The sequence below is a fragment of the Inquilinus sp. genome, assembly GCF_039594555.1.
In the GTDB taxonomy this organism is placed as follows: domain Bacteria; phylum Pseudomonadota; class Alphaproteobacteria; order DSM-16000; family Inquilinaceae; genus Inquilinus.
In genome coordinates, this window is the sequence record NZ_JBCNNF010000168.1 from 1 (window position 1) to 14,190 (window position 14,190).

General features: G+C 68.0%; 11 protein-coding genes and 1 pseudogene. 11 read left to right on the top strand and 1 reads right to left on the bottom strand.

The window, feature by feature from the left end:
• Positions 1-168 precede the first annotated feature (168 nt).
• Both ABDW35_RS18590 and ABDW35_RS18595 read left to right on the top strand, forming a co-directional pair.
• Positions 169-1,113, top strand: a complete 945-nt coding sequence (locus ABDW35_RS18590; protein ID WP_343715372.1) for a sugar ABC transporter permease — start codon at positions 169-171, stop codon at positions 1,111-1,113.
• Complete coding sequence (locus ABDW35_RS18595; RefSeq protein WP_343715373.1) at positions 1,113-1,958, top strand: carbohydrate ABC transporter permease; 846 nt, start codon at positions 1,113-1,115, stop codon at positions 1,956-1,958. The genes ABDW35_RS18590 and ABDW35_RS18595 overlap by 1 nt, the downstream gene beginning before the upstream one ends.
• Before the next feature lie 27 nt (positions 1,959-1,985).
• Here ABDW35_RS18595 and ABDW35_RS18600 read toward each other — a convergent pair whose 3' ends face one another.
• Positions 1,986-2,924, bottom strand: a complete 939-nt coding sequence (locus tag ABDW35_RS18600) for a helix-turn-helix domain-containing protein (protein ID WP_343715374.1) — start codon at positions 2,922-2,924, stop codon at positions 1,986-1,988.
• Between the two features lie 175 nt (positions 2,925-3,099).
• Between ABDW35_RS18600 and ABDW35_RS18605 the strand changes: the two genes are divergently transcribed.
• From ABDW35_RS18605 to ABDW35_RS18645, 9 genes and pseudogenes are all read left to right on the top strand, one after another.
• Entirely contained in the window at positions 3,100-4,974 is a 1,875-nt protein-coding gene (locus tag ABDW35_RS18605; protein WP_343715375.1) for an ABC transporter substrate-binding protein, read from the top strand.
• 53 nt (positions 4,975-5,027) lie between these two features.
• Complete coding sequence (locus ABDW35_RS18610; RefSeq protein WP_343715376.1) at positions 5,028-6,044, top strand: ABC transporter permease; 1,017 nt, start codon at positions 5,028-5,030, stop codon at positions 6,042-6,044.
• On the top strand, positions 6,044-6,913 hold the full coding sequence (locus ABDW35_RS18615; RefSeq protein WP_343715377.1) for an ABC transporter permease: 870 nt from the start codon (positions 6,044-6,046) through the stop codon (positions 6,911-6,913). The genes ABDW35_RS18610 and ABDW35_RS18615 overlap by 1 nt, the downstream gene beginning before the upstream one ends.
• Complete coding sequence (locus ABDW35_RS18620; RefSeq protein ID WP_343715378.1) at positions 6,910-7,920, top strand: ABC transporter ATP-binding protein; 1,011 nt, start codon at positions 6,910-6,912, stop codon at positions 7,918-7,920. Before ABDW35_RS18615 ends, ABDW35_RS18620 begins: the two co-directional genes overlap by 4 nt.
• Positions 7,917-8,762 (top strand): ABC transporter ATP-binding protein, encoded by an 846-nt coding sequence (locus tag ABDW35_RS18625; RefSeq protein WP_343715379.1) that lies wholly within the window; start codon positions 7,917-7,919, stop codon positions 8,760-8,762. The genes ABDW35_RS18620 and ABDW35_RS18625 overlap by 4 nt, the downstream gene beginning before the upstream one ends.
• 31 nt (positions 8,763-8,793) lie before the next feature.
• A complete protein-coding gene (locus ABDW35_RS18630) occupies positions 8,794-10,338 on the top strand; it encodes an alpha-N-arabinofuranosidase (protein WP_343715380.1) in 1,545 nt (514 codons plus the stop codon).
• A gap of 351 nt (positions 10,339-10,689) precedes the next feature.
• Positions 10,690-11,625, top strand: a complete 936-nt coding sequence (locus tag ABDW35_RS18635; protein ID WP_343715381.1) for an AraC family transcriptional regulator — start codon at positions 10,690-10,692, stop codon at positions 11,623-11,625.
• A gap of 483 nt (positions 11,626-12,108) precedes the next feature.
• Entirely contained in the window at positions 12,109-13,032 is a 924-nt protein-coding gene (locus tag ABDW35_RS18640; RefSeq protein ID WP_343715382.1) for an AraC family transcriptional regulator, read from the top strand.
• A gap of 361 nt (positions 13,033-13,393) precedes the next feature.
• Positions 13,394-14,190 (top strand): annotated as a pseudogene (locus ABDW35_RS18645) (hypothetical protein); the annotation flags it as partial.

Here is a 14,190-nt window from a genome sequence, read left to right on the forward strand (position 1 = left end):
CAACAACGACTATTACGAGCAGCTGGTGATCTCGAGCGAGCAGATCGCGGGCCTTGGCAGGCTCGGGCCACTGTCGATCGAAGGCGGCGTGCTCACGGTCTCCGACTCCCCAGGGATCGGCTTCGAATTCGACTGGGAGCGGATCGAGGCCACCGCCGTGGCGCGGGCATGACGGCGCTCGACCTGCCTTCGACGCCGGCCCCGGCGCCGTCCCGCCGCCTCGGCCGGTTCGGCCGCCTGTCGGAGAGCCCGCGCTGGGCCTACTACCTGCTGCTGCCCAGCTTGGTGCTGATCCTGGCGGTCGTGCTGTACCCGACGCTGTGGGGCATGGTGCTCAGCGTCCGCGAGATGCGGCTCAACCGGGTCGACCTCGGCACCGGCTTCGTCGGCCTCAAGCATTATCTGGCGCTGGTCGGGGACCCGGTCTTCTGGCTGTCGCTGCAGAACACCGTCGTCTGGGTCGCCGGGGCGGCGGCCGGCGAGCTGCTGCTCGGGCTGCTGACGGCGCTCGTGCTCAACACCAGCCTGCCGGGCTTCCGCGTGCTCGGGATCCTGGTGCTGCTGCCGTGGTTCCTGCCGAATGTCGTCGCCGGCCATATGTGGGCGCTGATGCTGGATCCGCGCCTCGGCGTGCTCAACGACATCCTGGTGCGCATCGGACTCCTCGGCAGCTACAAGGCGTGGTTCGCGGATCCGGACACGGCGATGGCCGCCGCGATGGTGGTGGAGGTCTGGCACGGCTTTCCGTTCTTCGCGCTGCTGCTGCTGGCGGCCCTGAAGGGGATCCCCGGCGACCTCTATGAGGCGGCGGCGACCGACGGCGCCGGGCTGTGGCGCCAGTTCATGCATATCACCCTGCCGCAGCTGCGGGTGGTGATCGTGGCGACCGTGGTGCTGCGCGTCATCAGCTTGGTGAACTCGCCCGACATCCTGCTGATCCTGACCGGCGGCGGGCCCGGCCGCTCGACCCAGGTGCTGTCGCTCTATGCCTTCCTGAAGGCGAACAAGGAATTCAACTTCGGCTATGCCAGCGCGCTGTCGGTGGTCATGTTCCTGCTGCTGATGGTGTTCAGCTATGCCTATGTGAAGCTCTCCAACGCGATGAGGGACTGATGCTTCGCAGCCGTTCCGCCCGGCGCCGGCTCCATGTCCTGCTCTGCTACGCCGCCGCCCTGTCGATCGTGATCTTCGCGATGTTTCCGGTGCTGTGGGCGCTGCTGACCTCGCTCAAGCCGGAAGCGGACATCGTCACCGCGACGATCCGGTACATCCCGGACCGGGTGACGTTCGAGAACTACGTCGCGATCTGGACGCGGTCCAACTTCCCGACCCTGATCGCCAACAGCGCCGTGGTGACGCTGACCACCGTGGTGATCTGCGTCGTGATCGGAACGCTCGCCTCCTACGCCGTCGCCCGCTACCGCTTCCGCGGCCGGCGCGAGCTGATGCTGTTCTACCTGGTGGTGCGGATGTTCCCGGCGGTGATGATCATCGTGCCGCTGTTCATCCTGATGCGCAGCGTCGGCCTGCTCGACAGCCGCCTTGGCCTGGCGCTGGCCTACACGACGTTCCTGCTGCCGGTCTTCATCTGGATGATGAAGGGATTCTTCGACGCGGTGCCGTCCGAGCTGGAGGACGCGGCCCGGATCGACGGCGCCTCGCGCATCGGCGCGATGCTACGCATCGTCCTGCCGCTTGTGATGGGCGGGCTGGTGGCCACCGCGGTGTTCGTCGCGATCGGGGCCTGGAACGAGTTCCTGTTCGCGCTGATGCTGACCACCAGCACCGGGTCGCGCACCTGGCCGGTCGGGCTGCAGCTCATGGTCGGGGAATTCCAGCTGCCCTGGGGGGCGCTCTCGGCCGGGGGCATCATCAGCATCGTGCCGGTGATCGTGCTGTTCGCGATCGTGCAGCGGGCCATGGTTCGCGGCCTGACGGCAGGGGCCGTGAAGGGCTGAGCGCACAAGCCGAGATTGGCAACGCCGTCACGCCCGCAGGCGCAGGCGCATGACGATGTCCTGGTCATGGTTGCCGAAGCCCCGGCCGAAGATGTTCAGGCCGCCCGGATGCTCGGCGTTCTCATCGATGCCGATCCTGAGGCGGATCGCGTGATGGTCGTTCAGGCGCAGCTGGTCGAGGGTCACGGCGGAGGCGCGCTTGCCGTCGACGAACGCCCCTTCGTCGGTGACGCGCCAGGTGACGAGCTTGCCGTATTGCGAGCCGGCGAGCTTCCACCATCGCGGCGTATAGCGGCCGCGGATATCGCCGTAGTCGCCCGGCGACGTCCAGGTCGCGACGGCGACATGGTTGATCCACAGCGTGATGTCCGATGGCCAGTCGCTGTTGGTGCCGGGCACTTCCGACGACAGTTCCATGGTGACCTCGAGCTGCTCGATCGCCTTCCCGACCACCTTGGCGTTGTTGGGGAACTTGTATTCGATGAAGCCGCGGCCGAACCAGATCAGCGACGCCTTCATCCGGTTCGGATCGAGAAAGTGGTCGGGGACGTCGAGGAGGCCGAGCACGCCGTCGGTCGAGCACAGCCCGCAGGGCGCGCTGACCTCGCAGGTGGTGTAGAGGCCGATCGGCATCGCGACCTCGATGATCCGGTCGTCCTGCAGGGCGTCCGGATCGTCGAGCCGGACCGTGATCTCGTCGTAGAGCGCCGAGCAGACCTTCTGCTGCCCCTTGCTGGCCTTCACCGTCTCGGTGCGGATCAGCTCCGCCCGCTCCAGCTTCTGCACGTTGATCGCGACCGTGGATTGCGGCAGGTCCAGCTCGCTGCTGATCTGGTTGACGTTCAGGGGGCCGCGCTGCCGCAGCAGCCTGAGCATGGCCAGCCTGACAGGGGAGGAGAGCGCCTCCAGCGCCTCGCCGCCTTCGCTGGCCGTCAATGTCAGCAGCCGTCGCTGTGGGACATCCATCGCACGATCAATCCTTCAGAGAGCCGCGACACCATAGGATCTCCGAATCCATATTAACAGAGTTGATATATATCAAAATCATTGACGATCCCGCCCGATTGGAGGTTCACTCCCTGCCGAACCGGCCCCAGAACCGGTCAGAAAGGGAGAGCCTATGCGCGTCATCAGGTTGCTCATGCTCGCCTTGGCGAGCCTCATCGCCAGCACGGCCGCGTCATCCGCCCAGGGCACGATCTCCGACCTGCCGCGCCGGGAGACGCTGATCCTCGAAAATCCCGAAGGGACCATCAAGAATCCCGGCTGGTTCAACATCTGGGCCATCAATGCCGGCGGGCAGTATACCGGCCTGCACCAGCTGGCCCTCGACACGCTCTGGTACATCGATCCCGAGCGCGGCCTGGACGGGTCCTGGCAGAATTCGCTGGCGGCCGAGAAGCCGATCTACAACGCCGACTTCACCGAGATGACGGTGAAGCTGCGGCCGGGGATCTACTGGAGCGATGGCGTCCAGTTCACCGCCGACGACCTCGTCTACACCGTCGAGACCCAGATCAAGACCCCGGGAATGCGGTGGAGCGCCCTGCTCGCGCTCAATGTCGACAGCGTGCAGAAGGTCGACGACTGGACGGTGGTGTTCAAGCTGAAGAAGCCGAACTCCCGCTTCCATGCACTGTTCACGGTGCGCTTCAACGCCATCTGGATGATGCCGAAGCACGTCTTCGAGAAGGCGCCGGACCCGCTGCGGTTCGACTTCAACAAGCCGGTCTCGCTGGGAGCCTATACGCTCTACAGCTACGACCCCGACGGCAAATGGTTCGTCTGGCAACGCCGGGATGATTGGCAGCGCACCACGCTCGGCCACTATGGCGAGCCCGGGCCGAAATACGTCGCCTATGTCGACCCCGGCCCGCCGGACAAGCGCGTCATCGCCCAGCTCAACCACGACCTCGACGTGATCCACGACGTCGCGCCGGAGGGCATGTTCACCCTGGCCAAGCAGTCGAAGACCCTGAAGACTTGGTTCAAGGGCTTCCCCTACGGCCATCCCGACCCGACCCTGCCGGCCGTGGTCTTCAACCTGCAGAACCCGACCTTCCAGAATCGCGACCTGCGCTGGGCGCTGGCCCTGCTGATCGACATCCGCGCCGTCGCCATGGCGTCGTATCGCGGCGCCGCGACGATCTCGGCCATCGCCGTGCCGCCCACCGGCACGCATCCGGACGACTACCACAAGCCGCTGCAGGACTGGCTGGCCGGCTTCGAGTTGGACACCGGCAAGGAGACGATCAAGCCCTACGATCCGACTATGGGGCAGCAGATCGCGACGATGCTGCGGCCGTCCATGGGGGACCAGATCCCGACCGATCCCGCCGTGATCGCCCGCTCCTTCGGCTATGGCTGGTGGAAGCCCAATCCGACGGCCGCCGCCGAGCTGCTGCAGCGCGCCGGCTACACCAAGCGGGGCGACGCCTGGGTCGCGCAGGACGGCAAGCCGCTCTCGATCAAGATCATGGTCGAAGGCGACTCCCGCCCGGTGATGACCCGCGCCGGCACCATGATCGCCCAGCAATGGCGCCAGTTCGGCATCGACGCTAAGATCGACGTCGCCCAGGGCACCAACATGCTGGACCGGCGCGGCGCCGGCGATTTCGACGCCTTCATCGGCTGGAGCGTCGAGACCTATGGCGGCCATCCGGACCTGGCCTTCTTCCTCGACAGCTGGCACTCCCAGTTCGTCGCGCCGGCCGGCAAGACCCAGTCGCCGCGCAACTGGCAGCGCCTGTCGAGCCCGGAACTCGACAAGCTGATCGAGCAGATCCGGACGGTGTCCTTCGAGGATCCGAAGACGGTCGAGCTGGGGCGCGACTACGCCAAGTTCATGGTCCGCGAGATGCCGATCATTCCGCTGATGGCCTACAACGTGTTCACGGCCATGGACGAGACCTACTGGACCGGCTACCCGACGGCCGACGACCCGTACACCGATCCGGTGCCGAACTGGGGCAATTCGCGCCTGATGATGGTGCGGCTGAAGCCGACCCAGCCCTGATCCCTGCGAAAGCCCCGCGGGGTCCGGGCAACCGGGCCCTGCGGGCGATCCCGATGGCCGGAGCCATGAAGCCCTTCCTCGCCTATCTCGCCAAGCGGCTGCTGCAATTCGCGGTCGTGGTCTTCATCGGCGTGAACATCACCTATGTGATCACGCATTCGACGCCGATCGACCCGGTCGAGCAGAGCGTGACCGCCGCGACCTCCTTCGGCGTCACCAGCCCCGAGGCGATCGAGATGATGCGGGCGTCGCTGCGCCAGCTCTACGGCCTCGAGGGCTCGACGGTCGAGCAGTATCTCTCGTTCTGGCGCCGGATCCTCGTCGGCGATTTCGGCCCCTCGCTGTCGGCGTTTCCGACCCCGGTCTCCACCCTGATCTGGCGGGCCATGCCCTGGACGGTCGGGCTGCTCCTCGTCTCCACCCTCATGACCTGGGTCATCGGCAACCTCCTCGGCGGGCTCGCCGGCTACTACCGGCGGAACCGGCTGCTGAAGCTGGCCGGGATCGTGTCGATGGGGGTCCATCCGATCCCGTACTACATCGTCGCCTTCGTCCTCCTGATCGTGTTCGGCTTCGTCTGGCCGGTGCTGCCGATCAGCGGCGGCGCCAGCATGAACGCCAATCGCGGAGACACATTCGCCTTCGCCCTGGACGTGCTGGTGCATTCCGTCCTGCCCAGCCTGTCGCTGATGGCGGTCGGCATCGGCGGCTGGTTCATGGGCATGCGGGCCCTGGTGTCGAACATCGTGACGGAGGATTACGTCACCTATGCCGAGCTGGGCGGCGTCGGCCGGCGCCGGATCCTCGGCTCCTACGTCATGCGCAACGCGCTGGGGCCGCAGATCACCGGCCTCGCGCTCAATCTCGGCGCGATCTTCAACGGCGCCATCATCACCGAGCAGGTGTTCGGCTATCCCGGCCTCGGCTCGCTGCTGATCAGCGCGGTGCATGCGGGCGACTACAGCCTGGTGCTCGGCATCACCTCGGTCTCGATCATCGCGGTCTCGGTCGCGGTCCTGGTGATCGATCTCCTGTTCCCGCTGATTGATCCGCGCGTGGAGGTCCGCTGATGCAGGTCCTCGCCATCCTCCGCGACCTCCTCCGCTACAACATCGAATTCGCCGCGGGCCTGGTCCTGGTTGGGCTGGTGGTGGTGATGGCGCTGCTGTCCTTCGTGTCGCCGTATCCGCCGCTCGACGTCTATGTGGTGGCACCGGACGTCCCGCCGTCATGGGACTACCTCTTCGGCACCACCTCGCGCGGGCAGGACGTGTTCTGGCAGCTTACCCTCGCGATCCGCAACACGCTCACCTTCGGCATCGTGGTCGCGGTGCTCAGCCGCCTGATCGCGCTGCTGGTGGGGCTGATCGCCGGCTACAAGGGCGGATGGATCGACCGGGTGCTGATGTCGATCAACGACACCTTCGTCGTCGTGCCGCTCTTCCCGATCCTGGTCCTGTTCTACTTCATCATGCGAGACGCGATGAGCTGGACCATGCTCGCGCTGGTCACCGCGGCGCTCGGCTGGGCCTATGACGCCCGGCTGATCCGGGCCATGGCGATGAGCCTGCGGACCCGCGAATTCACCCACCAGGCCTATTTCTCGGGCGCCAGCACCGGGCGGATCCTGGTGCAGGAGCACCTGCCCTTCGTCCTGCCGATCGTGTTCTCGACGACGATGAACAACATCAACTGGTCGATCGGCATCGAGGTGACGCTGTCGGTGCTGGGCTTCACCGACATCAACACGCCGACCATCGGCGGCATGATCTACTGGGCCAACCAGCACACGGCGCTGGTCGCCGGCGTGTGGTGGTGGATCGCCTTCCCGGTGGCGCTGGTGGTCATGCTCTTCGTCGGGCTGTTCCTGCTCGCGATCTCGATGAACGAATACATCGATCCGCGCAGCCGGCTGGCGCGCATGGGGGGCGGGGCATGAATTCCGCGCCCCTGCTCCAGGTCTCGGGCCTCAAGGCCTGGTACCAGATGCGCTTCTTCGGCGTGACCCGCGAGGTGAGGGCCGTCGACGACGTCACCCTTGTCATCCGCCGCAACGAGATCTACGGCCTGGCCGGCGAATCCAGCTCCGGCAAGACCACGCTGATCAAGACGATCGCGCGGGCGATCCGCCCGCCGCTGAACGTCGTCGGCGGCTCCGTCACCTTCGACTTCAAGGACGGCCGCCGCGACGTCTACGCGATGACCCCGGCCCAGGTCGACGCCATCCGCTGGAGCCGCCTGTCCTATGTCAGCCAGGGCTCGATGAACGTGCTCAACCCGGTCCGCCGGATCCGGAACACCTTCGTCGACTTCGCCGCGCGCCATATCGGCGGCACCCGGCAGGATTTCTTCGCCGCGGTCGCCGCCCATCTGCGGCGGCTGTCGCTCGACCCCAAGGTGCTCGACGCCTATCCGCACGAGATGTCGGGCGGGATGCGCCAGCGCCTGACCATCGCGCTGGCCACCATCTGCCGGCCCGAATTCATCATCGCCGACGAGCCGACGACGGCGCTGGACGTCATCGTGCAGAAGGGCGTGCTGGCCATGCTGCGCGAGATCCAGCAGGAGATGGGCTCGTCCATCCTGTTCGTCACCCATGACATGGCGGTGCACGCCAACCTGACCGACCGGCTGGGCATCATGTATGCCGGCCGGCTGGTGGAGGAGGGGCCGACCGGCGAGATCTTCCGGCGCCCGTTCCATCCCTATACGGCGAACCTCATCTCGAGCCTGCCGCGGATCGGGGACGATGTCAGGCGGGCCGGCCTGCCGGGGGCCCCGCCGAACCTCGCGGACCCGCCGGCCGGCTGCCGCTTCCATCCGCGCTGCCCGCTGGCGGTGCCGCGCTGCCGCGAGGTGGCGCCGCCGCTGGAGGAGCTGGAGCCGGGGCATCGCGTCGCCTGCCATGTCGCCAGCGCCCGTGCCGCCGGGGTGCCCCTGTCATGACCGCGCTGCTCGAGGTCAGGCAGGTCGGCAAGACCTTCAGGGCCGGCGGCCTGTTCGGGCGCCACGTCGTGCGGGCCGTCGACGGGGTCGATTTCGCCCTGGCCAGCGAGCGGCCGGAGGTGTTCACCATCATCGGCGAATCCGGCTCGGGCAAGTCGACGCTGGCGCGGATGATCCTGAACGGCATGTCGCCCGACGGCGGGTCGATCCGGTTCCGCGGCCGCGATCTCGCGACCATCCGCAGCCGCCGCGACCGGCTGGCCTTCATGGCCGAGGTGCAGCCGGTGTTCCAGAACCCCTTCGAGGCGTTCAACCCGCTGAAGCGGGTCGATCGGTATCTGTACATGGCGGCACGCCGCTTCTGCGGCGCTCGGACCCGCGCGGAGGTGGATGCCCGGGCCGATGCGGCGCTGCGCAAGGTCGGGCTGTCGCTCGCCGAGGTGCGCGGCCGCTTCCCGCATGAGATGTCCGGCGGCCAGCTGCAGCGCGTCGCCATCGCCCGCGCGCTGGTGCCCGAGCCGGCCCTGGTGGTGGCGGATGAGCCGGTGTCGATGATCGATGCCTCGCTGCGCATGACCATCGTCAACATGTTCCGGACGCTGCGCGACGAGTTCGGCGTCTCGATCATCTACATCACCCACGACCTCGCCACCGCCTACACCATCAGCGACCGGCTGATCATCATGGAGAAGGGCAGGGTGGTGGAGAGCGGGCCGGCCCGCGCCGTGCTCGACGCCCCGAGCCACCCCTATTCCATCCGGCTGCTGCAGGCGGTCCTGCCCATCGGCGACGCCTGGCGCGACGAGCGTCCCGCCGAACCCAGGCCCCGGCCGGCGGCCTGACCGTTTTCCACCTTCGCTTCCGGAGTCCTCCATGCAGACCGTCAGGGTTTCCATCGACCGCAGCTTCGCCATCGGCGACACCGACCCCCGTCTGTTCGGGGCCTTCGTTGAGCATCTCGGACGCTGCGTCTATGGCGGGATGTACGAGCCGGGCCACCCGACCGCCGATGCCAAGGGCTTCCGCCGCGACGTGCTCGACCTGGTGCGGGAGCTGGCGCCGACCATCATGCGGTATCCGGGCGGCAACTTCGTGTCCGGCTACAATTGGGAAGACGGCGTCGGGCCGGTCGACAAGCGCCCCCGGCGGCTCGACCTCGCCTGGATGTCGAAGGAGACCAACGCCTTCGGCACCAACGAGTTCATCGACTGGTGCCGGGCGGCGGGGATCGAGCCGATGCTCGCGGTCAATCTCGGCACCCGCGACGGCGATGCCGCGCGGCGGCTGGTGGAATACTGCAACTTCCCCGGCGACACCGAGCTCTCGGACCTCCGCCGCGCCCATGGCTGGCCGGAGCCGCACGGCGTCAAGTTCTGGTGCCTCGGCAACGAGATGGACGGTCCCTGGCAGATGGAGACCAAGACCGCCGAGGAGTACGGCCGCAAGGCCACCGAGGCTGCCAAGATGATGAAATGGGTCGACCCGACGATCGAGCTCGCCGCCTGCGGGTCGTCCGGCCGCACCATGCCGACCTTCGGCGCCTGGGAGGACACGGTGCTGGAGCACACCTTCGACCATGTCGAGTACATCTCGCTCCACACCTATCTCAACGACTATGCCGGGGACACGGCGGCCTTCCTCGCCAGCCCCGACCTGATGGATTCCTTCATCGACGAGGTCGTCGCCATCGTCGACGCGGTGGCCGCGCGCCGGCGGTCGTCCAAGCGCATCATGCTCAGCTTCGACGAATGGAACGTCTGGTACCGTACGCGCCGCCGCAGCGAAGGCCGGACCAAGCTGGGCTGGCCGGTGGCGCCGGACATCCTGGAGGAGGTCTACAACATGAAGGATGCGCTGGCCTTCGGCGGGGCCTGCATCTCGCTGCTCAACCACGCCGACCGCGTCCGCTGTGCCTGCCTGGCGCAGCTGGTGAACGCCATCGCGCCGATCATGACGGAGACCGGCGGCCCGGCCTGGCGGCAGACGATCTTCCATCCCTTCGCCCAGTTCAGCAATCTCGGCCGCGGCCGGGTGCTGCGGGCGCAGGTGGACTCCCCGACCTACGCCGCGACCTATCACGACCCCCGCGGCACGGCCGACCTGGCCTTCCCGCTGCCGGCCGTGCCCTACGTCAAGGCCGCCGCCGTGCATGACCAGGCGGGCCGGACGGTGACGCTGTTCCTGCTCAACCGCCATCTCGACCAGCCGGCTCCGATCGAGATCGATGCGCACGGCTTCGGCGCCCTCGGCCTCGGCGAGGCGCTGGAGTTGCGCGACGACGATCTCTCGGCGACCAACACGAAGGAGGTGCCGGACCGGGTCCGGCCCCGCGCCCTGACCGGTGTGCGGGTCGAGGGCGGACGGATCTCGGCGACGCTCGGGCCGGCGTCCTGGAACGTGATCCGGCTGTCGGCCTGATCCGAGGGATCGCATGGGCAGGCGACGCCGGCGTCGCCTGCCCTCCGCGTCCGTTCAGCGACCTGGCGAGCTTCGTCTTCGCTGACGGCAAATCAGCACAAATTACGGGTGTTGAAATATTTGTTTGTAGAAGAAGCATGGGCACCATGCGAATGTATAAAATGAAATATATTGATTGCTTCGATCGCGCCGACGATAACCGGTCGCTAGCGCTCGGGATTGCCGTTCCGCTTGCACTTTATTGACGAAGGTCCGGCTCGATCTGATCGATGCTGGCCGGTTTGCGGTGGTGTTGCTGTGTTCGGGAAGTCTGCGGCAGTCGTTTCGAGACGAAGTCTCTGAGCGGTCGCGATGTCGATGCTATTGACGGCCGATCCTCAGGCCAGGGCCGCCGGCGATGACAGGGCCGTCCGGCGGCACGCCGACCGGACCCCGCCGGCGGATCATCTGTTCCGGCTGATCCCCGAGGACGCGGGGCGGCGGCTGCAGACCGCGCGCGGCGCCGTCGTGCATGCGCAGCGCCCGCCGGGGCCGCAGGGCTACCGCCTCCCGCACCATCTCGCCATCGTCCTGCTGTCGCCGGCGCGCCTGCAGGCGTCGCTCGGCACCCGGGCGCCGCAGGAGGTCGATGCCGCCCGCGGCACGCTGATCCTCCATCCGGTGGGGGCCGACGGCCACATCACCTGGCTGTCCCGGCGGGAGAAGCTGCTCGTCGCCTGGCCGCCGGAGACCCTGGGCGAACTGGCGGCGCGGGACCACGGCGCCGGCCCGCCCGGGCTGCTGCCGCCGCCGCTCGGCACCGTCGACCAGCGGGCGCTGCGGATCGCCCAGTTCCTGCGGGACGAGCTTGCCAACAGGGACCGGCCGAACGGCCTCTATGTCGACTCCCTCATCACCCTGCTGGGCATCCATCTGCTGCGCCAGTATTCGGGCGCGGCGCGGGTGCCGACGACGGCGCGGGGCGGGCTTTCGGCCGGCAATGCCCGCCGGCTGCGGGACCATCTCGAGGCGCGCTTCGCCGAAGACGTGTCGGTCGGCGAGCTGGCGGCGGTCGCGGGCATGTCCCCGCGCCATTTCCTGCAGGCCTTCACCCGGACCTTCGGGGAGCCGCCGCACCGCTACCTCATCGGCATGCGCCTCGCCCATGCCGAAAGGCTGCTCAGGACCGGCGACCTGCCGATTGCCGAAATCGCCTATCGCAGCGGCTTCTCGAGCCAGAGCCACCTGACGACCAGCATGAAAAAGCACCGGCAGGCCACGCCCCTGCAGATCCGGCGCGAGCGATAACGGCCGTATCCGAAACGCGCCGGCGCGTTGAAGCATAGAACCATTCCAAACCTTAATCCATTGTCATCAAGACAGAATGAAGTCTGATCTTTTCAGCAAAACTGCATAAAATAGTAGGGTTCCGGAAAATTTCGCGCGCCTTGTGGCAATCGATTGCGGTTTCCTGCAAAAACCGGACAATTCTGGAATACCGGGTTACGCCAACTATGAAATCCCTGTGCCTAGGACAGATGTCAGGCCGTGGCCGGCCGGATGTCCGAGGGGTGGGACGGCGGCACGCGGCTTCGATGGCCGGTGCCTCTTATGGGTCGATTGTATAGGAATTGGACCTATGAAGCGCTATGGGCCTGCGCTGCGGATCGACGGGGCCCGACACATCCGGCGGGCCCCGGGCCTGCCGGCGGACGCGGATCTCCGCGTGGCCCCGGTCGGATGATGAATTACTTCGCGGATTCCTGGCTGCCCCCCGGCAGGGGCGCCCCGATGCAGCCCCGCGGCGGCGCGCTGGCGGCCGCTCCCGCCGCTGCCCGGCAGGGCGCGGCCCCGCGGCAGGCCGCCTCGCCCCTGGCGCAGGTCATGCCCGGCGGCATCGGGCCGCGGCTCGCCACCGGCCATGGCGGCGCGATCTGCGCCATCCACCCCCCGGGGCTGCAGCAGGGCGGGTCCGAGCACCACGTCGCCGAGGTCCTGCTCAGCCCGGTCTCCAAGGTCCACGCCGTCGAGGCGGGCGGCGAGGGGGCGGCGTTCGACGCGCCGTCGGGCACCCTGCTGATCCGCCCGGCCCGCGCCGAGGACAGCCTGGCCTGGCCGCTGGCGCGGGAAAGCGTCATCGTCGTCCTGACCGACGCGGCCCTGCGGGAGCTGGCGGCGCATGAATTCGACACCGCCGGCGTCGAGCTGCGCCCCCCGCCGCCGGGCACGGTCGATGCCTGGGCGCTGCGCATCGGCCAGCTGCTGAAGGCCGAGCTGACGCAGCGCGAGGTGCCGAACGAGCTCTATGTCGATTCGCTGATCACCCTGTTCGGCGTCCACATCCTGCGCCACTACTCCAGCGCGCGGATGCCGCCGCCGGTGGTGCGGGGCGGGCTGCCCGCCGCCGCGGCGCGGCGGGTGCAGGACTTCATCGCCGCCAACCTGGCGCGCGGCCTGCCGGTGCCGGAGCTGGCGGGCATCGCCGGCCTGTCGACGCGGCACTTCATCCAGGCCTTCACCCGCACCTTCGGCACCTCGCCGCACCGCTATGTGCTCGACCAGCGGCTGGACGTCGCCGAGAAGCTGCTGGCCGAAGGCGACCTGACCATCGTCGACGTCGCCTATCAGTGCGGCTTCTCGAGCCAGAGCCACCTGACGACGACGATGAAGAAGTACCGGCAGAAGACACCGATGCAGGTGCGGCGGGAACGTTAACACCCGCCGTCCCGCCGGTCGGATCGCCTGGAGGCTTGGCGTGCCGTCAATGCCTTCAAAACGCGGAAAATACCAACGAAGTCGGCGTGAACGCTTTTTTTATGCAGTCATCGCGCATTCCTGAAGGAACCGGACATTCCTGGAATACCGCGGTGTCGGGACTGTGAGTTTCTGACGGGCAGATTGCCTTATTCGGTTTTATTGCCGGCGGAGCCGAAACCGGCCGCGGCGCTCAGAGGGGGTCATATAAGTGAGCAACGCCTGGAATCCCAACGCGTCCACCACTCGTCGGCCCTCCGCCCGTTTCGCGGGGAACTGGGTTCCGGGCGCGGGTGACAGCCGTTCTCTTCGCCGCCGCCTGATGGCGGCCCTGCGCAACGCGCATCGCATCCTCGGCATGAAGCGCAAGCGGCTGGGCCTGGGCGCGCTGGGCGCCGGCGGGTCGGTCGCCGCGCGGCTGGTCGCGCTGTGGGTGATGGCGCCGCAGGCGGCCTTCGCGCAGTTCGCCCCGGCCGGCAGTGCCGGCCAGGCGACGGGCGCCGGCTCGGTCGCGATCGGCGGCGGCGGTCCGGCCACGGCGAAGGCGATCGCCGTCAGCGATATCGCGATCGGCAATCAGTCCGTTGCGTCGGGCGGAAGCTCCATCTCCATCGGGGCGGCGAGCAACGCCTCGGCCGCGAATGCCATCGCCTTCGGCTCGAGCACGGTTGCCAGCGGTGAGCAGGCCACCGCCATCGGCTGGAACGCTTCGGCCCTGGGGGTCCAGTCATACGCCGGCGGCTCGTCGGCCACGGCCAGCGGCCAGGCTGCAGTCGCGATCGGGCGCCTCGCCACGGCGACGGCAGCCAATTCGGTCGCGCTGGGGCTCGCGTCGAACGCCGCCGGAGCCACCGGTGCGGTCGCAGTCGGCGCCAATGCCAACGCCCTCGGCATCAACAGCATGGCGCTCGGTGTCTTCTCCAATGCGTCCGCCCAGGGCGCCACGGCCGTCGGTCCCGGCGCCGGCGCCGCGGGGGCAAACTCCGCCGCGATCGGCCCGGGCTCACATGCGAACGGAGACGCGTCCTCGGCGCTGGGCTTCCAGTCCAACGCATCGGGCCTCAATGCGACGGCGGTCGGCGCCGGGTCGGTCGCGGCCGGCACGTCCATGCGGCCATC